The sequence below is a fragment of the Blastococcus aurantiacus genome (genome assembly GCF_900102425.1).
GTDB lineage: Bacteria > Actinomycetota > Actinomycetes > Mycobacteriales > Geodermatophilaceae > Blastococcus > Blastococcus aurantiacus.
Genome location: NZ_FNBT01000002.1, coordinates 473733 through 496279, shown reverse-complemented (window position 1 = coordinate 496279; position 22547 = coordinate 473733). Strand labels below are relative to the sequence as shown.

Annotated in this window: 19 protein-coding genes and 1 tRNA gene; 17 read left to right on the top strand and 3 right to left on the bottom strand. The window is 74.8% G+C overall.

Going from position 1 to position 22547, the window contains the following annotated elements; translation table 11 throughout:
• Nucleotides 1-113: 113 nt before the first annotated feature.
• The 4 genes from BLS70_RS05905 to BLS70_RS05890 are packed head-to-tail and all read left to right on the top strand — an operon-like array spanning nt 114 to nt 4685.
• Nucleotides 114-1493: a lipopolysaccharide biosynthesis protein gene (locus BLS70_RS05905; protein WP_176946301.1), complete on the top strand. Its 1380-nt coding sequence runs from the start codon at nt 114-116 to the stop codon at nt 1491-1493.
• Entirely contained in the window at nt 1490-2524 is a 1035-nt protein-coding gene (locus BLS70_RS05900; protein WP_176946300.1) for a glycosyltransferase family 2 protein, read from the top strand. Before BLS70_RS05905 ends, BLS70_RS05900 begins: the two co-directional genes overlap by 4 nt.
• A complete protein-coding gene (locus tag BLS70_RS05895; RefSeq protein ID WP_091764692.1) occupies nt 2524-3471 on the top strand; it encodes a glycosyltransferase family 2 protein in 948 nt (315 codons plus the stop codon). Before BLS70_RS05900 ends, BLS70_RS05895 begins: the two co-directional genes overlap by 1 nt.
• Nucleotides 3468-4685: a glycosyltransferase 87 family protein gene (locus BLS70_RS05890; protein WP_091764691.1), complete on the top strand. Its 1218-nt coding sequence runs from the start codon at nt 3468-3470 to the stop codon at nt 4683-4685. Before BLS70_RS05895 ends, BLS70_RS05890 begins: the two co-directional genes overlap by 4 nt.
• Nucleotides 4686-4717: 32 nt before the next feature.
• Here BLS70_RS05890 and BLS70_RS05885 read toward each other — a convergent pair whose 3' ends face one another.
• Together BLS70_RS05885 and BLS70_RS05880 are read right to left on the bottom strand one after the other, a co-directional pair.
• On the bottom strand, nt 4718-5746 hold the full coding sequence (locus BLS70_RS05885) for a glycosyltransferase (protein ID WP_091764690.1): 1029 nt from the start codon (nt 5744-5746) through the stop codon (nt 4718-4720).
• The gene (locus BLS70_RS05880; RefSeq protein ID WP_176946299.1) at nt 5743-8079 is read right to left on the bottom strand and encodes a YveK family protein; all 2337 of its coding nucleotides are present in this window, start codon (nt 8077-8079) and stop codon (nt 5743-5745) included. The genes BLS70_RS05885 and BLS70_RS05880 overlap by 4 nt, the downstream gene beginning before the upstream one ends.
• Nucleotides 8080-8328: 249 nt before the next feature.
• Between BLS70_RS05880 and BLS70_RS20715 the strand changes: the two genes are divergently transcribed.
• From BLS70_RS20715 to BLS70_RS05830, 10 genes are all read left to right on the top strand, one after another.
• Nucleotides 8329-9789 (top strand): tyrosine-protein kinase domain-containing protein, encoded by a 1461-nt coding sequence (locus BLS70_RS20715; RefSeq protein ID WP_176946298.1) that lies wholly within the window; start codon nt 8329-8331, stop codon nt 9787-9789.
• Nucleotides 9790-9814: 25 nt separating this feature from the next.
• Nucleotides 9815-10390 (top strand): arsenate reductase/protein-tyrosine-phosphatase family protein, encoded by a 576-nt coding sequence (locus tag BLS70_RS05870; RefSeq protein ID WP_091764688.1) that lies wholly within the window; start codon nt 9815-9817, stop codon nt 10388-10390.
• Nucleotides 10391-10512: 122 nt separating this feature from the next.
• Nucleotides 10513-10971: an FAD synthase family protein gene (locus BLS70_RS05865; RefSeq protein ID WP_091764687.1), complete on the top strand. Its 459-nt coding sequence runs from the start codon at nt 10513-10515 to the stop codon at nt 10969-10971.
• 113 nt (nt 10972-11084) lie between these two features.
• The gene (mfd, locus tag BLS70_RS05860; protein WP_091764686.1) at nt 11085-14651 is read left to right on the top strand and encodes a transcription-repair coupling factor; all 3567 of its coding nucleotides are present in this window, start codon (nt 11085-11087) and stop codon (nt 14649-14651) included.
• A 42-nt stretch (nt 14652-14693) separates the two neighbouring features.
• Nucleotides 14694-15680, top strand: a complete 987-nt coding sequence (locus tag BLS70_RS05855; protein ID WP_255362274.1) for a peptidylprolyl isomerase — start codon at nt 14694-14696, stop codon at nt 15678-15680.
• A 4-nt stretch (nt 15681-15684) separates the two neighbouring features.
• Nucleotides 15685-16602, top strand: a complete 918-nt coding sequence (locus BLS70_RS05850; RefSeq protein ID WP_091764684.1) for a nucleoside triphosphate pyrophosphohydrolase — start codon at nt 15685-15687, stop codon at nt 16600-16602.
• Nucleotides 16603-16673: 71 nt separating this feature from the next.
• Nucleotides 16674-17954: a phosphopyruvate hydratase gene (eno, locus tag BLS70_RS05845; protein ID WP_091764683.1), complete on the top strand. Its 1281-nt coding sequence runs from the start codon at nt 16674-16676 to the stop codon at nt 17952-17954.
• A 10-nt stretch (nt 17955-17964) separates the two neighbouring features.
• Nucleotides 17965-18561 carry a septum formation initiator family protein gene (locus BLS70_RS05840; protein ID WP_091764682.1) on the top strand — a complete coding sequence of 199 codons (597 nt, stop codon included), beginning with the start codon at nt 17965-17967 and terminating at the stop codon, nt 18559-18561.
• Nucleotides 18558-19061 carry a DUF501 domain-containing protein gene (locus tag BLS70_RS05835; protein WP_091764681.1) on the top strand — a complete coding sequence of 168 codons (504 nt, stop codon included), beginning with the start codon at nt 18558-18560 and terminating at the stop codon, nt 19059-19061. The genes BLS70_RS05840 and BLS70_RS05835 overlap by 4 nt, the downstream gene beginning before the upstream one ends.
• Complete coding sequence (locus BLS70_RS05830; RefSeq protein ID WP_091764680.1) at nt 19058-20008, top strand: Ppx/GppA phosphatase family protein; 951 nt, start codon at nt 19058-19060, stop codon at nt 20006-20008. Before BLS70_RS05835 ends, BLS70_RS05830 begins: the two co-directional genes overlap by 4 nt.
• Nucleotides 20009-20013: 5 nt before the next feature.
• Here the strand turns inward: BLS70_RS05830 and BLS70_RS05825 are convergent, their stop codons facing one another.
• Nucleotides 20014-20508, bottom strand: coding sequence for a hypothetical protein (locus BLS70_RS05825; RefSeq protein ID WP_091764679.1), 495 nt, complete (start codon nt 20506-20508; stop codon nt 20014-20016).
• Nucleotides 20509-20605: 97 nt separating this feature from the next.
• Here BLS70_RS05825 and BLS70_RS05820 point away from each other — a divergent pair, with 97 nt between their 5' ends.
• The 3 genes from BLS70_RS05820 (at nt 20606) to BLS70_RS05810 (ending at nt 22430) form a co-directional block, all read left to right on the top strand.
• The gene (locus BLS70_RS05820; protein WP_176946297.1) at nt 20606-21373 is read left to right on the top strand and encodes a uracil-DNA glycosylase; all 768 of its coding nucleotides are present in this window, start codon (nt 20606-20608) and stop codon (nt 21371-21373) included.
• 38 nt (nt 21374-21411) lie between these two features.
• Nucleotides 21412-21485 (top strand) — tRNA-Leu (locus BLS70_RS05815).
• A gap of 138 nt (nt 21486-21623) precedes the next feature.
• Nucleotides 21624-22430 carry a Bax inhibitor-1/YccA family protein gene (locus BLS70_RS05810; RefSeq protein WP_091764678.1) on the top strand — a complete coding sequence of 269 codons (807 nt, stop codon included), beginning with the start codon at nt 21624-21626 and terminating at the stop codon, nt 22428-22430.
• Nucleotides 22431-22547: the final 117 nt, after the last annotated feature.

Below are 22547 nucleotides of genomic sequence, written 5' to 3'. Positions count from 1 at the left end.
GTGAGGGGGCCGTCCGCGGAGGGCTCCACAGCCCTCTGAGCTGGCAATCTGGCACGTGGCGGCTCGCCGAGGCGCCGGCTGCGCCGTGCGCGGCGAACGGGGGAGGGGGCCTGATGACGACCGGAGCTCCGGCACGTCCCTCCGTGGAGGCCACCGGTGCGGTGGGCGCCGTCGCCGACCCGCCGGTGCAGCGCGCGTGGACGGGGCCGCTGCGCAGCGCCGGCGCCCGGATGCTGGTGCTCCCGGTCTCCGCGGTGCTCGGCATCGTCGTCACCCGTCTCGTCATCGAGAACTACGGCACGCCCGCCTACGCGCAGTACACGCTGCTGGTCGGTCTCGCGGCCCTGCTGCCGTTCGTCGACCTGGGCCTCGCGGCTGCCGTCATGAACGCCGTCTCGGGTTCCGACGCCCCGGCGCGGGACGAGCAGGTCCGGCGCGTTCTCGTCACCGTCCTGCGCCTGCTGGCCGTCTCGGCGACCCTGCTGGCGCTGGCCGCGGTGGCGTTGCTGGGCCTGGGCCTGTGGCCGGCGCTGCTGGGCGGCGGACTGGACGGCGACACCGGCCCGGCCGTGGCCACGGCCTGCGTCGTGCTGTTCGCGCTCTCGGTGCCCTTGAGCATCGGCCAGCGCATCCTCGTCGGGCTGCGCCGCAACCACGTGTCGATCGCGGTCCAGGGCCTGCAGACGCCGCTGGTGCTGGCCGCCGTCCTGCTGTGCCTCTGGTGGGACCTGCCCGCCGGCGCGGTGGTCGCCTGCTTCGCCTACGCCGCGACCCTGCTCCTGTCGGTCGTCTGCACCCTGGTCGCAGCCCGGTCGGTCCGCCCGGCCGTCGGGGTGGCGCTGTGGCAGGCGTTCCGGCTCCGCACGCACCGCGGTGGTCAGGTGATGGACGTGGCCTGGCCGATGCTGGTCCAGATGGTCGCCGTCCCGCTGGCGATGCAGACCGACCGGCTCGTGCTCAGCCACCGCGCGGGCGACGGCGTCCTCGCCGAGTACAGCCTCGCCGCGCAGATGTTCATCCCCATCTGGGCGGTCGTGAGCGCCGGCGGCATCGCCCTCTGGCCGGTGTTCGCGCGCGCCCGCGCGGCGGGGACCCCGGGCTCCCCGGTGCCCATGGCCCTGGCCTTCGGCGCCTGCGCGGCCGCGCTCTCCCTGGCCGTCGGCCTCGCCTCCCCGCTCCTCGCGCAGTTGGCGTCGGGAGGGGAGATCTCCCTGGGCGTCCCGGTGGTGGTTGCCTTCGCGGTGCTCATGGTGCTGCAGGCGGTGAAGTACCCGCTGGGCATGTACCTGACCGACGCGCCGGGCCTCCGCTACCAGGCGCTGATGATCGTGATCATGTTGCCGGTCAACGTGGGGCTGTCCTGGTACCTGACCGGCCCGCTCGGGGCGGCCGGTCCCGTCGTCGGCTCGGTCGTCGGCGTCGCCGTCTTCGAGGTGCTGGCCAACCTGGTCCAGGTCCGCCGCCGGCTGGCCGCCGCCGGGGCCGGCGCGTGAGCGGCGCCGCGGTGCACGGGGGCGCCCTGGGCATCGTCGTCGTCAACTACGGCTCGGCCGCGCTGATCGAGCGCAACCTGGGCTCCGTGGACCTCGCCGGCCTGCCGGTCCGGGTGGTCGTGGTCGACAACTTCTCCACCGACCGGGCGCGCGACGAGATCGCCGGTCTCGCGGCGGCTCGTGGCTGGCAGCTCGTCGCCCTGCCGAGCAACGGTGGGTTCGCCGCCGGTGTGAACGCGGGGATCGAGGCCGCGCGGGCGCACGGGTGCGTCGCGTTCCTGCTGCTGAACCCGGACGCCGTCGTCGCGGCCGACGTGATCGAGGAGCTGCGCCGGCACAGCCTGCGCGAGCCCGCGGCGCTGATCAGCCCGCGCGTCGTGGACCCGGCGGGGAACGTCTACTTCGCCGGTGCCCGGGTCTTCCTCGACAGCGGCCGCATCCGCGGGGGTCGCTCGGACGGCGCACTGCCGGTGGCGCCGGGGCGGCGGGCCCGGGCCGCGTCGGGACCGGCGCACGAGTGGGTGAGCGGCGCCTGCGTGGTGGTCCACGACGACCTGCTCCAGCGCATCGGCCCGCTCGACGAGCGCTACTTCCTGTACTGGGAGGACGTCGACCTGAGCGTCCGCTGCGTGGCCGCGGGCGGCACCCTCGTCGTCCGGGACGACCTGACCGCGGTGCACGACGCCGGCGGCACGCAGGGCCCCACGCGGGGCGAGGCCAAGTCGGCCCTCTACTACTACTTCAACTGCCGCAACCGGCTGCTCTTCGCCGCACTGCTGCTCCCGCGTCGGCAGCTGGTGCGGTGGATGTGGGCGACCCCCGCCGTGAGCAGGGAGATCCTGCTGCGCGGCGGCCGCCGCCAGCTGCTGTACCGGCCGTCGTTGGCCTGGGCGGCGGTGCGTGGCTCGGCGGCCGGCCTCCGCACGGCCGCGGCCGCACTCCTGCGGCCCCCGGCGGGGCACGACGCCCGCCCCGTCACCCCGCCCGCGCGCGCCCTCGTCCCCGACCTCCCGAGAGAAGGACTCCGCTGATGACTGCCGGTCCCGAGATCCTGGTGACCATCGCCGTCCTGACCTTCCGGCGCCCGGACGACCTCGCCGAGCTGCTCCCGCTGCTCCTGGCGCAGGCGGCCGAGAACGAGGGCGCCGGACGGCGGGTGGACGTGCTGGTGGTCGACAACGACGCCGCGGCCGGTGGCCGGCCGGTCGTGGCGGCCCTCGGCGACGAGCGCATCCGCTACGTGGTCGAGGAGACGCCGGGCATCTCCGCCGCCCGGAACCGGGCGCTGGAGGAGGCCGGCGGCGCCTTCCTCGTCTTCATCGACGACGACGAGCGGCCGCACCCCGGCTGGCTGGCGCGACTGCTCGAGACCCAGGCCCGCACCTCCGCCGCGGCGGTGGTGGGCGCGGTCGTCTCGGACTTCGACGGCGACCTCGACCCGTGGGTGGGGGCCGGGGGGTTCTTCGAGCGGCGACGGCTGGCCACGGGCACGCCCATCACGGTGGCGGCCACGAACAACCTGCTGCTCGACCTCGCGGTCGTCCGCTCCACCGGGGTCCGCTTCGACGGCGGGTTCGGGCTGACCGGCGGCAGCGACACGCTCTTCACCCGGCAGCTGACGGACACCGGCGCCCTGATGGTCTGGTGCGACGAGGCGGTGGTGACCGACCGCGTGCCGGCTCCGCGCATGTCCCGGGACTGGGTCGTCCGGCGGTCGTTCCGCTACGGCAACACCGCGGCCAGGGTCGCGCTCGTGCTGGCGCCGACCGGCCCCGGCCGGCTCGCCGCCCGGCTGAAGGCCACTGCGCAGGGGCTGCCGCGGGTCGCCGTCGGCCTGGGCCGCTGGCTGCTCGGTGCGACCCTGCGGTCGTCCACGCACGAGGCTCGGGGCGCGCGCACGGCGGCCCGTGGGGCCGGCATGCTGGCCGGCGCCGTCGGCGTCGTCTACGCCGAGTACCGCCGCAAGGCCGCCGCGTGAACGCGCCGTCGATCGTCGCCCGGGCGACGCGACCGCAGGTCTTGCGCACGGTGGCCCTCCTGGTCGCGGTCCTCGCTGCGGTGGGCTCGGTCGCCATCGGTGCCCGGCGCGCCCTCTCGCCCGAGGGCGGCTTCGGCAGCAGCGACTTCCAGTGGAGCCCGGCGCGGCTCTTCCTCGAGGGGGTGGATCCCTACCAGGCGCGGCTGGACGGCTCGCCGGAGATCATCCTGACGCAGTCGCCCAACTACCTGCACCTGCTCTACGAGCTCCTCGTCCCCTTCGGTGCGATGCCGTTCCGGACCGCGTCCATCGTCTGGCTGGTCCTCACCGTCGTCCTCGCGATCGGTCTCGCGGTCTTCTACGCGCGCACCGCATCGCTGGGCCGGACCGGGACCCTCCTGCTCGTGGCGATGGTGCTGGCCTCGACGCCGATGAGGCTCGGCCTGGGCTACGGGCAGCACGCGGTGTTCCTGCTGGTCTTCGCCACGATCGCGTTCGCGGCTGCCGCCAGGCCCTGGGCGGGCGCTCCGCTCGCGGTGAGCCTGACGAAGTACTCCTTCGCGCCGCTGGCCCTGGTCCTGCTGGTCGCGGGGCGGCTGCGCACCGTCGTGGTGGCCGGCGTGGTGCTGCTCGCCGCGGCCGTCGTGTTCGCCGTCGTCACCTCGACCGACCTCCTGGAGGCGCTGCTCGCGCCGTTCGAGGTGAGCCGGACGGCCGTCGGCGACGGGGCGGCCGACCTGATGACCGTCGCGGGCCTGACCCCGTGGCTCGACGGCAACGACCTGTTCGTCACGGCCCTCGCCGTCGGCGGCTCGGTGCTGCTGGCCGGTCTCGCCCGCCGGCAGATCCGCAGCGGCGACTGGGTGTTCGTCCTCGGCATCGCCTCGGTGATCTCGCTGCTGTGCTTCAAGCACCTGGTGCACGACCTGGTCTTCCTGCTGCCGGTCGTCGTCCTGGTCCTGCGGCTGCGCGGCGCCCGGGCGGTCTGGGGCTGGGTGCTGCTGGCCTACCACTGGTTCCTGGTGGGCGTGGTCAGCCAGCTCGGCACGCCGATGGACCACCCGGCAGTGATCGTCACGTCGTTCCTCGCGATGTCGGCCCTCTACGCCGTCCTCGTGGGCGACCCGCGGGCGCTGCGGCCGGCGGACGGCGACGTCGACGGAGCGGCGGGCACCACGGCGCGGACGCCGGTGCGGGAGCTGTCCGGCAGCTGACCGGCCGGCCCTCGCGTCAGCGCGAGGCGAGGTCAGCGGGAGGCGAGGGCCGCCCGGTACGCCTCGAGGTGCCGGACGCCGGCGGCCCCCCACTCGCGCGCGCCCAGGTCGGGGTGCTCGCCCGGGCCCAGGAGCGCGGTCCGGTCGAGTGCGCGGAGGATCAGCTCCGGCCCGAGCTCGCCGTCGTACATCTGGACCCACTCCGCGCCCACCTCGTCGGCCAGGCGGGCGTTGGTCGCGTTGCGCGGGACGAGGACGGGCCTGCCCAGCGACAGGGCCAGCAGCGCCGCACCGGAGTTGTGCATCTCCCGGTAGGAGAGGGCGATCAGCTGGGCCCGGCCGACGGCGTCGACCAGCTCGGCGTCGTCGAGGAACCGGAGGGTGAGCGAGATGCGCGGGTCGCCGGCGGCGGCGGCCTGCAGCCGCTCGGCCGTGCCGTCGGCCGGAACCCCGCCGGCGACGTGCAGGCCGGCGTCCGGTGCGCGGTCGGCGGTGGCGCGGAACGCCGCGACGAGTCCGTCGACGTGCTTGTACGGGCGGATGAGGCCGACGAAGGCGACCCGGCCCGGGATCCGGTCGGGCACCTCGTAGCCGGCGTACCAGTCCCGGTAGTGGCCGTGGGGCACGGTGACCGCCGTGGTGCCCGCCGGTACCGGCGTCTCCTCGTTGAGCCGGATGCACGCCCGTGCCCGCCGGTCCAGCGCGCGGAGCAGTGCGGCGTCCACCCGGGCGACGCCCTCGTGCGGACGGAGGTTGTGCAGGGTGCGGACCACCGGGGTGCGCGTGAGCCGCAAGCGCATCAGCAGCAGGGCGACCAGCCCCCGCCGCCGCAGCACGCGGACCGGCGTCTGCGCGTCCAGCAGGACCTCGGGCCAGTGCACGTGGAAGACGTCGTACCGGCCCAGCAGGGCGCGGCGCCAGCCGAAGGTGTGCAGCTCGACCGACGGGAGCGCGTCCAGGCTGCGGCGGAGCAGGACCAGGTAGGGGTTCGTGGTGGGGCGGGGCTCGGGGAAGGACTGCAGCACCCGCACCACCGGGGCACCGTCGGCTCGGGGCGTCACCGCAGGACCTCGGCGGGCACGGCCGGGACCGGCGCCGTGCCGGCCGGCTCCGCGGCCCGCGAGGGGACGGTCGTCCGCGCCAGCAGCATCAGCCCCACGGCGAAGGAGACCTCGACGCCGTTCGAGGGCAGCGTCCCGAAGGCCACGTTCCAGATGGCGGTCAGGCCGAGGAAGCACACGAGCCCGGAGGCCTGCCGCCGCGCGAGCAGCTGGGAGAGCGACCCGACGAGCAGTGCCGCCAGGGCCACGCCGTAGGCCAGCCCGGCCGGCCCGAGGGCGGACCAGAGGTCCGCCGCCACCGAGTGCAGCTCGAACCGGTCGGTGAGCATGAAGTTCTCGAGGTAGCCCTCGACCGTCGGGATCCTGGTCACCGCGAGACCGGCCCGGGCGACGTCCAGGTCGTGGCTGTCCGGGACGATGCCCAGCCCGTACCCCAGGGGCCGGTCCTGCATGAGCGCCCAGGTGGCCGTCCACTCCGGCCGGCCGCCCAGCAGCAGGGACCCCGACTGCTCGATCTGCGTCGTGGTGCGGGTCTGGACCTCCTCGCCGAGTGCCCCGGCGATCATGAGCTCGGTGGCCGCGAGGTAGACGCCGACGGCGGTCGCGCCGAGCAGCAGGATGCCGGCCCAGGCGTTCGACCGGCCGGCGCGGGCCACCGGGCGGAGCTGCCAGAGCACCAGGCCGGCCGCGATCACGCAGAAGCCGAAGGCGCTGCGCGCGTCGTTGGCGACGTTGGCGATCCCCAGCCCGGCCAGGGCCACCACGGCGGCGGCCCGGCCCTGCCGCATTCCCGCCAGGGAGAGGACGACGATGGTGAGGGGGAGCGACAGCTCGAACTTGAAGGCGTTGATCGACTGGTCGGCCCGGAGCAGGCCGTGGACCAGGAGGCCGAGGCCGTACGCCACCCCGATCGCCGGGACCGGCAGGACGCCGCGTGCCCACAGGACCAGCCCGACCGCGCCCAGGCCGGTCAGCAGCAGGACCGGTATCTCCGTGGCGGCCCGGACGGAGAAGTCGCGCTCCACCGCGGACCAGCCGGCGAGCAGCGCCCCGGAGACGAGGGCCAGGACCGCGAGCCCGCACAGCAGGCCCGCGCCCCGGAAGCGGGGAACCGCCGCGATCCACAACGGCAGCAGCACCAGGCCCGCGACGAAAGCGGTCGTCGTGGACCCGGGGGTCGGCATGGCCAGGCCGACGGCGAACAGGGCACCGGCGGCCGCGATCCGGCTCGAGGTGAGCCACGGCGGGCGGAGACCGTCGACGGCGCCCGGCGCGGCGCTGACCCGCCGCGGCAGCGGCGCGTTCCCGCGCACCGCGGCGAGCAGCCGGTCACGCCACCGTGCCGCAGGGGGGAGGATTCCGTCCAGGACCACCCCGAGGACGGGGATGCCAGAGGCCTCCGCGGCTGCCACGGCGGCGGTGAGGGACCGGTGCGTGGTGCGCCCGGTCGCGACGACGAGCAGTCCGTCGTGCTCCGCCGGGCGTACGTCCCGCAGCCCGGCCGCGGACATCGGCACGGGTGCCAGGCCCGTGCCCGGCACCTGTCCGAGGTCGTCCGCCAACCGCCGGGCGACCCGGGCATCCGTGCCCAGGACGACCAGCCGCCGGAGGTCCGGGACCGCGGGGGAGGAACGCAGCAGCCAGGCGAGCCGGTCGAGGCCGGTCCGGCGACCGCCGCGCGGACCTCCCCGTCCCGCGGCGGGCAGCCCGGCCAGGACCGGTGAGGTGGTGAGTGCGGCCGCCGTGGCCAGATCACGGATCCGCGGCCGCGCCAGTTCGAGGAGGCCGCTGAGCACGACGCCGAGGAGCAGGCCGACGGCGAGCCCGCGCACCGCGCCGGTGCGGGCCGCGGTGCCGGACGGGAAGCGGGGCTCGCGGGCGGGCCCGACGACGTCGGCCCGCAGGTAGGAGCCGCCGTCGGCGTCGGCGTGCGCCGCCGTCGCCACCGTGGAGAGGCTCTCGGCGACCGCGTCGGCCAGGTCGGCCGCCCCGGAGGCGCTCGCCGCCCGGGCCGTGACCACGAGGACCGACGTGTCCGGCACGGGTGCGATGTCGACGTCCGCGGCGAGCTCTGCCGGGGTCCGGTCGACGGGCAGCTCCTCGGCGACCGGGCCCAGGACCGCCGGGGACGTCCCGAGCCGGACGATCGAGGGCAGCAGCTCGTCGTCCAGGAGCGAGCTCCAGGCCAGCCCCTGGCCGGCGTCCACCTCGCTGACGCCGACGTACAGGGAGCTGGTGGCGGTGTAGCTGGGGGAGGCCGCCATGCCGCTGATCACGGCGAGCGCGGCCACGGTGAACCCGGTGGCCCCGATCCAGAGGGACCGGTGCCACACGGCTGCCGCGTACTGTCTCGGCTCCACCGACGTGCCTCCCCCCGGGTCGAGTGGCCATCGTCCCCCACCCGCTGCCCGACCAGGCCATCTCCGGCGCAGGTCGCGGCCGGCCGTGACCCGAAAGGGTGGCGCGGACGTTCCGGGCGGGGCGGTCGGCCCGGAGCGGCCCGCAGACTGGGCCCCGTTGCGCCACACGGCGCCCCGCGCCGACCACGCACCACGGCGGCGCGGCGACGAGGGGGAGTTGAGATGGGGGCCCGAGGACCGCTGACCGCCGTGCGCCGTCGCTGGCGCTGGGTGGTGGCCGCGAGCATGCTCGGGCTGCTGGCGGCGCTGGTCTGGTCGAACGGGCAGACCCCGACCTACCGGTCGACGGCGACCGTCTTCTTCTCGCCCGAGTACGGGGACTCCGCCTCCGAGCTGGTGCAGGGCTCCACCTACACGAAGAACCAGGTGACCTCCTACGCCCGGCTGGCGACCACCCCGGCGGTGCTCCTGCCCGTCATCAACGAGCTCGAGCTGACCGCCACGCCCGCCGAGCTGGCGCGCAGCCTCGATGCCCGGGTCCCCCTGGACACCGCGATCATCGAGCTGTCGGCCACGGACCCGTCGCCGGAGCGGAGCGCGGCGCTCGCCGACGCGGTGGTCGCGAGCCTGTCCCGCGTGGTCGAGGACATCGCCCCCGACGACGACACCGGGCAGGCGACGGTGCGGTCCCTGCCGGTGGCGGCAGCCGAGGTCCCCTCGGGGCCGGTCGGACCGAACCTGCCGCTGGATCTCGCGACCGGCCTGGTCGCCGGGATCCTGCTGGGCCTGGCGGCCGCCCTCGCCCGGGACGCCCTGGACAACCGGGTCCGCGACGCCGGCGTCGCCGCGGAGCTGACCACGCTGCCGGTGGTCGGGTCCATCCCGACCCGCAGCAGGCGTGGCGCCCCGCCGATCGTCGTGGAGGCGGACCCGCACGCGTCGGAGGCGGAGAGCTTCCGGATGCTGCGCACGAACCTGCAGTTCCTCGCCGTGCCCTCCGACGGCGCGGGCTCCCGCGAGGCGCGCGTGATCGCGGTGACCTCGTCGCTGCAGGGCGAGGGCAAGTCCACCGTGGCGGCGAACCTCGCGGCCAGCCTGGCCGAGACCGGTGACCGCGTCCTGCTCGTGGACGCCGACCTGCGCCGGCCCGCTGTGGCGCGCCTGCTGGGCATCGAGGGCGCTGTCGGGCTGACCGACGTGCTCATCGGCCGGGCGTCGGCCGCCGACGTCGTCCAGGACTGGGGCTCCCGGGGCCTGCAGGTCCTGGCGTCCGGCCGCACCCCGCCGAACCCGGCGGAACTGCTGGGATCGCCCGCGATGCGGGCCCTGCTGGCGGAACTCCGCGCCGACTACGACTTCGTGGTGGTCGACACCGCGCCGCTGCTGCCGGTGGCCGACGCCGCGATCCTCTCGCGCGCGGTCGACGGGATGCTGGTCCTCGCCAACGTCACCCGGGTGCGCCGCTCGCAGCTGGCCGAGAGCCTCCAGACCCTCGAGCAGGTCAAGGGCAGGGTGCTGGGCCTGGTGCTGAACCAGGTGTCCCGTCCCGACGACGTGTACGCCTACCGGCAGACCGGCGAGGAGCGCTCGTCCGGCCCGGCGCCCGACGCGGTGCCGCTGCCGGTCATGCCCGCCGTCCGGAGCTTGAAGCCGGTCAAGGCCGTCGGTCGTGGCGGACGGTGACGACCCGGTGCGCCGGTAGCCGCAGGTGACCGAACCCCGGGACGACCGGGCCCCGGACCCCTCGATCCTGGTCGTCTGCACCGCGAACGTCTGCCGGTCGCCCGCGGCCGAGGTCCTGTTGCGGGCGGCGCTCGGGCCGGCGAGCCGGATCGCCGTCGGGAGCGCGGGTCTGCGCGCGCGCGTGGGTGAGCCCATGGCGCCCGAGATGGCCCGCCTGCTGTCGGTGCCGGCCGAGACGGTGCGCGCCCGGCAGTTCGCGGCGGAGGCGGCCCGCGAGGCCGGCCTGGTGCTGACGATGACCCGCGCGCACCGGGCGGCCGTCGTGTCGGCCGTCCCGGCGGCGCTGCGGCGCACGTTCACGCTGCGGGAGTTCGCCGCCCTGGTGGAGCTGGCCGAGGAGGCGGGAGCCGTGCCGCACACCGGACCGGGCGAGCGGTTGACGGACCTCGTCCGGCTGGCCCCCCGGTACCGGGGGCTGCGCACCTCCGGTCCGGACGACGACGTCGACGACCCCTACGGGCAGGCGGCCCCCGTCTACGCGCACGCGCTGGCCGAGCTGCGGGCGTCCGTGACCGTGGTCGCGGCCGCGCTGACGCCCTGACGGCGCTGTTCTCCGGCCCTGCGCGACGGGCTCGCCAGTTCGGGTGAGCGTGGCCGCGGAGCCGGGTGCAGGGCTCCTGAGCCGGGCTACGTTCGGGCTCGGCGACGAGGAGAGGGGGAGGCATGACGGTGATCGGGTACGCCCCCGGTGGGTACGACCTGTTCCACGTCGGCCACCTGAACGTGCTGCGGCACGCGGCCGAGCACTGCGACCACCTCATCGCCGGTGTCGTCTCCGACGAGATGCTGACACTGGCCAAGGGGCGCCCGCCGGTGGTCCCGCTGGCGGAGCGCATGGAGATCGTGCGCAGCCTCCGGTTCGTCGACGCCGTCCACGCCGAGACCGTGCCGAACAAGATCGACACCTGGCGCGAGGTCGGGTTCGACGTGATCTTCAAGGGTGACGACTGGCGCGGCACCCCGAAGGGCCAGCAGCTCGAGCGGGACTTCGCCGCCGTCGGTGTCACGGTCAAGTACTTCCCGTACACGGTGCACACCTCCAGCACGCTGCTGCGCAAGGCGCTGACCGCGATCGACGCCGAGGAGCCGGTCGGGCGCGTGGCCCGGGCCCTCACCTCCTGACCCGCCCCCGGCGGTCCCCGGCCGCCGGACCCCGGGGTCCTTACACTGGGATCGGGCCCCGTGCCGCACTCGGCGGCAGCGGTGCGGCCCCCGCATCCCAGGAGAGAGACAGCGTGACTCTGCGCGGCGTGCTCGACGTCGTCCTCAGCGATCCCGGCATGGCCCGCGTCGTGGCGGCGGCCGGGAGCGCGGAGCTGGCCGTCACCGCTCCGCCGCCCGTGCAGCCGCTGGTCGCCGCTGTGCTCGCCGCTCGACAAGAGGGCGGTGCCCCCGGCGCCGGTGTGCCGGTCCTGCTGGTCACGGCGGGGGAGCGGGACGCCGACGTCGCGGCGGAGCTCCTGCGCTGCTTCCTGCCCGGGCACCGCGTCGCCACGTTCCCGGCCTGGGAGACGCTGCCGCACGAGCGGCTGAGCCCCCGCGCCGACACCGTGGGCCGCCGGCTGGCCGTGCTGCGCGACCTGACCCACCCCGGCGAGAACGGGACGATCGACGTCCTGGTCGCCCCGGTGCGCAGCGTCCTGCAGCCCTTGGCGCCCGGCCTCGGCGACCTGGTCCCCGTGGAGCTGAAGCCCGGGGACGCCGCCGACCTCGACGACGTCGCCCGGGCGCTGGCCGACGCCGCGTACACCCGGGTGGAGCTGGTCGAGAAGCGCGGCGAGTTCGCCGTCCGCGGCGGTCTGCTCGACGTCTTCCCGCCCACCGAGCCGCACCCCGTGCGCGTGGAGTTCTGGGGCGACGAGGTCGACGAGCTGCGCTACTTCTCCGCTGCCGACCAGCGCTCCCTCGACGAGCGCCCCGACCGGCTGTGGGCGCCGCCGTGCCGCGAGCTGCTGCTCACCGACGAGGTGCGGGCCCGGGCCGCGGCACTGGCGGTCGAGCACCCCGGCCTCATCGAGGTGCTCGGCAAGCTGGCGGAGGGCATCGCGGTCGAGGGCATGGAGTCGCTCACCCCCGTGCTCATCGGCGACGAGGCGATGCAGCTGCTCACCGACCTGCTGCCCACCGGCACTCACGTGCTGGTGGCCGACCCCGAGCGGGTCCGCAGCCGCTCGGCCGACCTGGTGCGCACCGCAGAGGAGTTCCTCGCCGCGTCCTGGGCCACGGCCGCCGAGGCGGGGGAGGCCCCGCTCGACCTGGGCGCCTCGACCTTCCGCGACCTGGCCGACGTCGAGGCCGCCGCGCGCGGCCGTGGGCTGCCGTGGTGGACGACGGGGTCGTTCACGGTCACAGCTGACGACACGGCGGACGACGGCGTGATCAACCTCGACGCCACGATCGTCGACCGCTTCGCCGGTGACGTGCCCAAGGCGATCGAGACGATGCGCGGCTGGCAGCGCGACGGGTGGCGGGTGGTCGTCACCTTCGCCGGGCCCGGCCCCGCCCAGCGCGCCGCCGACCAGTTCGCCGAGGCCGAGCTCGGTGCCGCGCTGGTGCCCGGCATCGAGACCGCACCCGAGCCGCGGCTGACCTCGGTGACGCAGGGCAACCTCGAGGCCGGCTTCGCCTTCCCGGGCGTCGGCCTGGCGCTGCTCACCGAGCACGACCTGACCGGCCAGCGCGGCACCTCGATGCGCGACGCTCAGAAGATGCCGGCCCGCCGGCGCAACGCGGTCGACCTCGTGCAGCTGCAGCCGGGCGACCTCGTCGTCCACGAGCAGCACGGCATCGGCCGCTACATCGAGATGATCAGCCGCACCGTCAACGGCGGCCAGCGCGACTACCTGATCGTCGAGTACGCGCCGGGCCGGCGGAACCAGCCGCCGGACCGGCTCTTCGTCCCGACGGACTCCCTCGACCAGCTCACCCGCTACGTCGGCGGCGAGGCGCCGGCCCTGTCCAAGCTCGGCGGCGCGGACTGGAAGAACACCAAGAGCAAGGCGCGCAAGGCGGTCAAGCAGATCGCCGGCGAGCTGATCCGCCTGTACTCGGCGCGCATGGCCACGGCCGGGCACGCGTTCGGCCCCGACACCGTGTGGCAGCGCGAGCTCGAGGACGCCTTCCCGTTCCAGGAGACGCCCGACCAGCTGGCCGCCATCGACGAGGTGAAGGCCGACATGCAGCAGACGGTCCCGATGGACCGGATCATCTGCGGCGACGTCGGCTACGGGAAGACCGAGATCGCGGTGCGGGCGGCGTTCAAGGCGGTGCAGGACGGCAAGCAGGTCGCCGTCCTGGTGCCGACGACGCTGCTGGCCAACCAGCACTTCAAGACCTTCTCCGAGCGGGTCGCGCAGTTCCCGGTGACGGTCAAGGTGCTCTCCCGCTTCCAGTCGGACAAGGAGACCACCGAGATCCTGCGGCAGCTGGCCGCGGGCGACGTCGACATCCTGGTCGGCACCCACCGGCTGCTGCAGCCCACGACGCGGTGGAAGGACCTCGGTCTGGTCATCGTGGACGAGGAGCAGCGCTTCGGGGTCGAGCACAAGGAGTACCTGAAGACGATGCGGACGGCGGTCGACGTGCTGTCGATGTCGGCCACCCCGATCCCGCGCACCCTGGAGATGAGCCTGACCGGCATCCGCGAGATGTCGACGATCCTCACCCCGCCCGAGGAGCGGCACCCGGTGCTCACCTACGTGGGCGCCTGGAACGACAAGCAGATGGCCGCCGCGATCCGCCGCGAGCTGCTGCGCGACGGCCAGGTCTTCGTCATCCACAACCGGGTGCAGTCCATCGACAAGGCAGCGGCGAAGATCCGGGCGCTGGTGCCCGAGGCCCGCGTCGCCGTCGGCCACGGGCAGATGAAGGAGCACGAGCTCGAGCGGATCATGGTCGGCTTCTGGGAGAAGGAGTACGACGTCCTGGTCGCGACGACGATCGTCGAGTCGGGGCTGGACATCCCCAACGCCAACACCCTGATCGTGGACCGCGCGGACACCTTCGGGCTCTCCCAGCTGCACCAGATCCGCGGCCGGGTCGGCCGTGGCCGGGAGCGCGCCTACGCCTACTTCACCTACGACCCGACCCGCACGCTCACCGAGACCTCGGTCGACAGGCTGACCACCATCGCCAACAACACCGACCTCGGGGCCGGCATGGCGGTGGCGATGAAGGACCTGGAGATCCGCGGCTCGGGCAACCTGCTCGGCGGCGAGCAGTCCGGTCACATCGCCGGCGTCGGCTTCGACCTCTACGTCCGGCTGGTCGGCGAGGCGGTGGCGGACTACCGCTCGCAGGTCACCGGCGAGGAAGCCCCGGCCGAGCCGGTCGAGGTGCGCGTCGACCTGCCGATCGACGCCCACCTGCCGCACGACTACGTGCCGGGCGAGCGGCTGCGCATGGAGGCCTACCGCAAGGTCGCCTCGGTGCAGGACGAGGACCAGGCGCAGGCCGTCCTCGACGAGCTCACCGACCGGTACGGCGCCCCGCCGGCCCCGGTGCTCAACCTGCTGGCCGTGGCCCGGTTCCGGGTGGCGATGCGGGCACTGGGCATCACCGAGGTGTCGCTGCAGGGCCGCGCCATCCGGATCAGCCCGGTGGTGCTGCCCGAGTCCAAGCAGATGCGCCTGGCCCGGCTGGCCGAGGGTGCGTCCTACAAGGCGGCGGTGGAGACGATCGCGCTGAAGATGCCGGTCGGTCCCGACCGGCGGACGCCGCTGCGGGACATCGCGCTGCTGGAGAACCTGCGGGCCACGCTGACCGCCGTCCTCGACCAGCCCGTGGCGGCTGCCGCCTCCTGACGGCATCCTGCCGCCCGGGTGTGGGAGTCTCCGGACGTGCTGATGCCTCGCGCTCCCCGGGTGGTGGCCACCGGGGTCCTGCTCGCCCTCGCCCTGCCCGCCCTCACCTCGTGCCGGAGCTCCCCGGACGTCGCCGCGTACGTCGGCGACGCGCAGGTGACCGTCGCCGAGCTGGAGCGGGCGGTCGACGAGCGGATGCGCGACGAGGACATCGCGCAGTTCGCGGAGGCCGACCGGGCCGGCTACACCCGGCAGGTGCTGGGCTTCCTCGTCGAGCAGGAGCTCCTGGCGGCCGTCGCCGAGCGCAACGACGTGACCGTGGGCGATGCCGCGGTGCGGTCCCGCATCGACGAGCTCATCGGGGAGCAGGACCCGGACGACGTCTACGCCCAGCTCGCGCAGCAGGGCGTCAGCCGGGCCGACGCCGCCGAGAACATCCGCCAGCAACTGGTCCTGGAGGAGCTCGCCGAGTCCGGCGCCCCGGACGAGGAGGAGCTGCGCCAGCGCTACGACGAGGTGCGCGACGACCTCACCGGGCTGGAGTTCGGCGTCATCACCGCGCCCGACGAGGCCCAGGCGGAGGCCGTGCTCGCCGAGCTCACCGCGGACCCCGCCGCCTACCCGGCGGTGGCCGCCCGCTACGCGGGCTCGTCCACGCTGCCGGAGCTCGTCCGGGGCGACCCGGAGGAGATCGTCCCGGTGCTCGCCGAGCAGCTCGAGGCCGCGCCGGCGGGCAGCGGATTCGTGCAGCCGCTGGAGGCGGCGGGCGGCGTCGTGGTCGGCTTCACCGCCGGCGAGGTGACGCCGACCTTCGACGACGCCCGGCCGGAGCTCGAGGCGCAGGCGGAGGCCGAGGCCCAGGAGGCGGCCGCGGCCCGGGTGACCGAGGTGCGCGACGACCTCGACGTCACCGTCAACCCGCGGTACGGCGTCCTGGACGAGGACGGACGGCTGGTGCGCGGCGAGGGCGGGGTGGTCCAGATCCTCGACGGGCCCGACGACGCGTCCGGGAGCGGTCCCGGAGACTGAGCACGTGCCCGTCGCCCTCGCCGTCGTCGTCAGCCCCCGCCTCCCCGGCCTGCTCGGGCCCGCCGCCTGGCGGGCGCTGGCGGACCGGCCGGTGGTCGCCGTGCCCGGTGCCGCCGCGACCGCGGAGGCGCTCCGGGCCGACGGGTGGCACGTCGGGGATGTCGCCGACGTGGCGGCCGCGCAGGCCCGGCCCGATGCCGTCGTCCTGCTGGCCGACGGGACCGACGACCTCTCCGGCGTCCAGGTCGTCCAGGGCCCGCCGGAACCGCCCGGAGCACGCCTGCTCGACGTCGTGCGCGTGATGGACCGGCTGCGCTCGCCCGGCGGCTGCCCGTGGGACGCCGAGCAGACCCACTCCTCGCTGCGCGGCTACCTGCTCGAGGAGGCGCACGAGGCCTACGACGCGATCGTCGACGACGACCCGGTGGCCATGCGCGAGGAGCTGGGCGACGTGCTCCTGCAGGTGGTCTTCCACGCGCGGGTGGCCGCCGAGGCCGCGACCGAGCGGCGCTTCGACGTCGACGCCGTCGCCGATGAGCTCGTGGACAAGCTGGTCCGCCGGCACCCGCACGTCTTCGGCGACGCGGGCCCTCGGGACGTGGCGCAGGTCGAGGCGGGCTGGGACGAGATCAAGCAGCAGGAGAAGCAGCGGCGTTCGCCGACCGAGGGGGTCTCCCGGTCCCAGCCGGCGGCCTCCTGGGGTGCGGCCCTCGTCCGGCGCGCGGGGCGGGCGGGCCTGCCCACGCCGGAGGCGGCCGACCTCGCGGTCGACAGCCCGGAGGCCCTGGGCGAGCAGCTCCTGGGCGTCGTGACGGCGGCGCAGGGCCGCGGCTGGGACGTCGAGGACGCGCTGCGCGAAGCGGTGCGCCGCTACGCCGGGGAGCTCGACGCCGCGGCCGAGGCGCGGGCTGGAGGCCGCTGACCACCCGGTCGGGTACCGGCGGCGGGCGAGGCTGTCGTGACGCGAGGGATCGGCTGGTTAGGCTGCCCCCCGTGCCGAGCATCGATGCCGTAGGCGCGCGGGAGATCCTCGACTCGCGCGGAAACCCCACCGTTGAGGTCGAGGTCGCCCTCGACGACGGGACGATCGCCCGCGCGGCGGTGCCCAGCGGCGCCTCCACCGGAGCCTTCGAGGCGGTGGAGCTGCGCGACGGCGGCAGCCGCTACGGCGGCAAGGGCGTGACCACGGCCGTCGATGGCGTCCTCGACGTCATCGGTCCCGAGCTGCTCGGCTTCGAGGCCAGCGAGCAGCGCCTGGTCGACCAGCGGCTGATCGACCTCGACGGCACGCCGGACAAGTCGCGCCTCGGCGCCAACGCGATCCTGGGCGTCAGCCTCGCCGTCGCCCGGGCCGCCGCCGACTCCGCCGGCCTCCCGCTGTTCCGCTACGTCGGCGGCCCGTCGGCGCACCTGCTGCCCGTGCCGATGATGAACATCCTCAACGGTGGGTCCCACGCCGACAGCAACGTCGACGTCCAGGAGTTCATGATCGCGCCGATCGGAGCCGCGACCTTCGCCGAGGCGCTGGCCATGGGCACCGAGACCTACCACGCGCTCAAGGCCGTCCTGAAGAAGGAGGGCCTGGCGACCGGGCTCGGCGACGAGGGCGGCTTCGCCCCCAACCTCTCGAGCAACCGGGCGGCGCTCGACCTCATCTCCACCGCCGTCGAGCAGGCCGGCTACTCCCTGGGCAGCGACATCGTCCTCGCCCTCGACGTCGCCGCCTCCGAGTTCCACTCCGACGGCTCCTACGCCTTCGAGGGCAAGCAGCTGTCCTCGGCCGAGATGGCCGAGTACTACACGGGCCTGGTCGACGCCTACCCGATCGTCTCGATCGAGGACCCGCTCGACGAGGAGGACTGGGACGGCTGGATCTCGCTCACCCAGGCGCTCGGCAACCGGGTGCAGATCGTGGGCGACGACCTCTTCGTCACCAACCCCACCCGGCTGGCCGACGGCATCGACCGGGGCGCGGCCAATGCGCTGCTGGTCAAGGTGAACCAGATCGGCACGCTCACCGAGACCCTGGACGCGGTCAACCTGGCCCACCGCAGCGGCTACCGCTCGATGATGAGCCACCGCTCGGGCGAGACCGAGGACACCACGATCGCCGACCTCGCCGTCGCCACCGACTGCGGGCAGATCAAGACCGGCGCCCCGGCCCGCAGCGAGCGGGTGGCCAAGTACAACCAGCTGCTCCGCATCGAGGAGGAGCTCGACGACGCCGCGCGCTACGCCGGCGCCGCTGCCTTCCCCCGCCTGGGCCGGAGCTGATCGGTCGATCATGAGCAGCGTCCGCGGCCGGCGCGGCGGGACCCCGCCACCCGGTTCCCGCAGCACCGGTCGCGTCCCGCGGGTCCACACGACCCGTCCGGTGCGCGCCGGGCTGCGGAGTAGCGGGACCCCCCCGACGCGACGTCCGGGGGAGCGCCGGGCCGCGCGCCGGCCGGCGCGTTCCACCGCGGCGCCTACCGCGCGCCGTCGCCCGCTGTTCACCGGCCGGGCGGTACTCCTCGGGGCGCTGGTCCTGCTGCTCGCCCTCACCCTGGCCGGCCCGCTCCGTCAGTACCTGGCCGGGCAGCAGGAGCTGGCCGAGCTCACCGCCGAGGGTCAGGCCCTCGACCGGCGGGCCGAGGAGCTCGCGGCCGAGCTCGAGCTGCAGGGCGACCCGGAGTGGACGCAGCGCCAGGCCCGGGAGCGGCTCACCTACGTGCTGCCCGGTGACCGGCTGGTCGTCGTCGTCGACGGCGAGGCGGTCGAGGGCGACGCCGGCACCCTGGACGAGGCGGCCGCCCCCGCGGAGCCGCAGCCGTGGTTCCAGGGGTTGATGGAGTCGGTGGCCCGTGCCGACGGCGACGTCCCCGAGGAGTCCCAGGAGTGAGCGAGCCGATCACCCCGGCCGACCGCGACGTCGTCGAGCGGCAGCTGGGCCGGTCGCCGCGCGCCCTCGAGGGGGTGGCGCACCGCTGCCCGTGCGGGCAGCCCGACGTCGTCGAGACCGCGCCCCGGCTCGAGGACGGCACGCCGTTCCCGACGCTCTACTACCTCACCTGCCCGCGGGCGTCGGCCGCTGCTAGCCGGCTCGAGTCGGCCGGGCGGATGCGCGAGTGGCAGGACGAGCTGGGCACCGACGAGGAGCTCGCCGCCGCGTACCGGGCGGCGCACGAGGCGTACCTCGCCGAGCGTGACGCCAAGGACGTGCTGCCCACCCGGGCGACGGCCGGTGGGATGCCCGACCGGGTCAAGTGCCTGCACGCCCTGGCCGGGCACGCACTGGCGGCCGGGCCCGGGGTGAACCCGATCGGCGACCGCGCGGTCGAGGGGATGGGGGAGTGGTGGGCCAAGGGGCCCTGCGCCCTCCCCGAGGGGGACGGCGAGTGACGCGGGTCGCCGCCATCGACTGCGGCACCAACTCCATCCGGCTGCTCGTGGCCGACGTCCCGCCCACCGGCGGGGCGACCGACCTGGTGCGCCGCATGGAGGTCGTCCGGCTGGGCCAGGGCGTCGACGCGACCGGCCGGCTGGCCCCCGAGGCCATCGAGCGCACCCGCGTTGTCCTGGCCGAGTACGCGCAGATCGCCCGCGAGCTGGGGGCCGAGGACGTCCGCATGGTGGCCACCAGCGCCACCCGCGACGCCGCGAACCGGGCCGACTTCGAGCAGATGGTGCTGACCACGCTGGGCCGGCTGCCCGACGTCGTCCCGGGGCGGGAGGAGGCCGAGCTGTCCTTCCTCGGCGCGACGGCGTCCCTGGAGACGGCCGCGGCGGCGCACGGCACCGCCGCGCCCCGGGCGCCGTTCCTGGTGGTCGACATCGGGGGCGGCTCGACGGAGTTCGTGCTGGGAGACGGGTCCGGGCTGCGGGCGGCGCGCTCGGTCGACATCGGCTGCGTGCGGCTGACCGAGCGGCGGCTGCACGGCGACCCGCCGTCGTCGGTCGAGGTACAGGCGACCGTCGACGACATCCGGGCGGCGCTGGCCCTGGTCACCGAGGACGTGCCGGTCGCCGAGGCGGTGAGCCTCGTCGGGTTGGCCGGCTCGGTCACCACCGTGGCCGCGCTCGCCCTCGACCTGCCCGCCTACGACCCGGACGCCATCCACGGCTCGCGGATCGCCGCGCCCGACGTCCGCCGGGTCAGCGAGACTTTGCTGGCCATGCCCCGGGAGGAGCGGGCCGCGCTCGCGGTCATGCACCCCGGCCGGGTCGACGTCATCGGCGCCGGCGCGCTGATCCTGCGGGCGATCGTGGACGAGTTCGGCATGGACGAGGTCGTGGTCAGCGAGCACGACATCCTCGACGGCATCGCGCTGCGCCTCGCCCGCGGCTGACCGGCTCACGCTCGCCGCGGCACGCCCTCCACCCCGGCGGGCTCGTCGATCCGGGCAAGCAGCTCACCGTCGCGATCCAGGACGCGGATCGTGCATGGCGCGTCGGCGACGACGCAGACCACGAGGTAGAGCGCCTTGCGCCCGTCGTCGTCGGGTGTCCACCAGTTGCACGCGCTCCCGTCGAGGCGCACGTCGCGGGCCGGTACCGGCTTCTCCGGGAACTCGTCCGCCGACCAGCTCCTGGAACCGCCCCGGTACTCCCAGCCGTCCCCAACGCGGGCGAGGAGCCGGAGGTCGGTCCCGGTGTGCGGCTCGGGAGCCCCGTCGTCCTGCGAGCGGTGGAGGTGCAGGACCGCCGCCGTCCGTGGCCCCACCCAGTACGCGACCGGTACGGACTCCCCGAGGGCGACGGGTGTGCTCAGCGGCTCGGGCAGCCCGTGGTCGCGCACCCACTCGTCCCACAGGTGGCTGTGCCCTGCCCAGAAGTCCGGTGGCCGCACGCGGCGAGGATGGCAGGCCCGGTCGGGGTGCGCCAGCGACGTCGCCGTCGAGGCCCCGCTGCCCGTGCGCGCCCTCGTGCGTGTTCTGCTTCGTGCCATGGCAGTGGACGCCGGGGGGTTCCCCGTCACCCGGACGCCGGCCGGGGTGGTGCGGGCGGCGCGAGCCACCCGCGAGCTCGCCGTCCTCGACCAGCGGATCTCCGGCTGCTACGCCTGCCCCCGCCTGGTGGCCTGGCGCGAGGAGGTCGCGCGGGTGAAGCGCGCCTCGTTCCGCGACGAGGACTACTGGGGCCGGCCGGTCCCCGGCATGGGGCCCGCGGACGCACGCATCGCCGTCGTCGGCCTCGCGCCGGCCGCCCACGGGGGCAACCGCACCGGCCGGGTCTTCACCGGCGACCGCAGCGGCGACTGGATCTTCGCGGCGCTCTGGCGGGCCGGCCTGGCGAACCAGCCGACGTCCACCCACATCGGCGACGGCCTGGAGCTCACCGACGTACGGGTCGCTGCCGCGGTGCGGTGCGCCCCGCCGGCCAACGCCCCCACCCCCGAAGAGCGCGACACCTGCTCACCGTGGCTGGCCCGCGAGCTGGACCTGCTGCCGCGGCTGCGCGTGGTGGTGGTGCTCGGCGGGTTCGGGTGGACGGCGCTGTGGCCGGTGCTCGGCGCGGCCGGCTACGCGATCCCTCGGCCGCGCCCGGCGTTCGGTCACGGCGCCGAGGTGGAGCTGACCGGCCCGCGCGGCCCGCTCACGGTGCTCGGCAGCTACCACGTCAGCCAGCAGAACACCTTCACCGGCAAGCTGACCGAGCCGATGCTCGATGCCGTCCTCACCCGCGCCACCCACCTGGCCCGCTCGGCGCCCTGACCCGGCGGCGCTAGCGTGCAGGCCAGCGCCGACGTTCGGCCCCCGTAGCCCAACCGGCAGAGGCAGACCCCTTAAAAGGGTTGCAGTGTGGGTTCGAATCCCACCGGGGGCACGCGCAGGACCCTGTGCACGACCAGCGCGGATCGCCTCGACACGCCGGAACTACCGGGCCTCCCGGAGCGTTGACCAGACTGAGTGGAGTGCACCACCGTGTACCCCACGATCCAGCGGTCACCTCGAGGAGATGACGATGCCCAGCAGCAACCCGGCGTTCAAGGGCCTCGGCGGCGCCGGCAACGGCCAGCAGTACGCAGGCTGGAACGCCCAGCCGCAGTACGGCGCCCCGGCCGACCCTTACGCGGCGCCCTCGCCCTACGCGGCCACCGGCACCCAGTACATGACGATGGACGACGTCGTCACCAAGACCGGCCTCACCTTCCTGGTGACCGTCCTGACGGCCGCGGCGACCTGGATGGCCGTGCCGGACGAGGTGGCCATCGGCCTGCTCTTCCCGGCCGTCATCGTCGGTCTGATCCTCGGCCTGGTGATCTCGTTCAAGCAGATCGCCAACCCGGTCGCCACCCTGTCCTACGCCGCGATCCAGGGTGTCCTGGTCGGGGCGATCAGCGAGTTCTACGCCGAGAACTTCAGCTACAACCTCATCACCCAGGCGGTGATCGGCACCTTCGGTGTCTTCTTCGGGATGCTGGTGGTCTACAAGACCGGCGCCATCCGCGTCACCCCGAAGCTGACCCGCTGGATCGTCGGCGCGCTCTTCGGCGTCCTGGCACTGATGCTCGTCAACCTGGTCGCCAGCTTCTTCACCGACGGTGGCCTGGGCCTGCGTGACGGTGGCCCGATCGCCATCCTCTTCAGCCTGGTCGTCATCGGCGTCGCGGCGTTCACGCTGCTGCTCGACTTCGACATGGCCGACGAGGCGATCCGGCGCGGCGCCCCGGCGAAGTTCGCCTGGTACATCTCCTTCGGCCTGCTCCTGACGGTCGTCTGGTTGTACCTGGAGATCCTGCGCCTGCTGTCCTACCTGCAGAGCGAGTAACCCAGCACCACATGACAGTGGCCCGGTCCCCGCGAGGGGGCCGGGCCACTGTCGTACGTGCGGCAGGCGCTACCGACCCCGCACAGCACAGTGGCCCGGCCCCCTGAGGGGCCGGGC

Bases quoted from the DNA above. Each gene is read 5' to 3' on its own strand.
- BLS70_RS05840 (WP_091764682.1), top strand. From the start codon at position 17,965: ATGAGCAGCGTCCGCGGCCGGCGCGGCGGGACCCCGCCACCCGGTTCC.
- BLS70_RS20715 (WP_176946298.1), top strand. From the start codon at position 8,329: ATGGGGGCCCGAGGACCGCTGACCGCCGTGCGCCGTCGCTGGCGCTGG.
- BLS70_RS05905 (WP_176946301.1), top strand. From the start codon at position 114: ATGACGACCGGAGCTCCGGCACGTCCCTCCGTGGAGGCCACCGGTGCG.
- BLS70_RS05820 (WP_176946297.1), top strand. From the start codon at position 20,606: ATGGCAGTGGACGCCGGGGGGTTCCCCGTCACCCGGACGCCGGCCGGG.
- BLS70_RS05810 (WP_091764678.1), top strand. From the start codon at position 21,624: ATGCCCAGCAGCAACCCGGCGTTCAAGGGCCTCGGCGGCGCCGGCAAC.
- BLS70_RS05865 (WP_091764687.1), top strand. From the start codon at position 10,513: ATGACGGTGATCGGGTACGCCCCCGGTGGGTACGACCTGTTCCACGTC.
- BLS70_RS05855 (WP_255362274.1), top strand. From the start codon at position 14,694: ATGCCTCGCGCTCCCCGGGTGGTGGCCACCGGGGTCCTGCTCGCCCTC.
- BLS70_RS05895 (WP_091764692.1), top strand. From the start codon at position 2,524: ATGACTGCCGGTCCCGAGATCCTGGTGACCATCGCCGTCCTGACCTTC.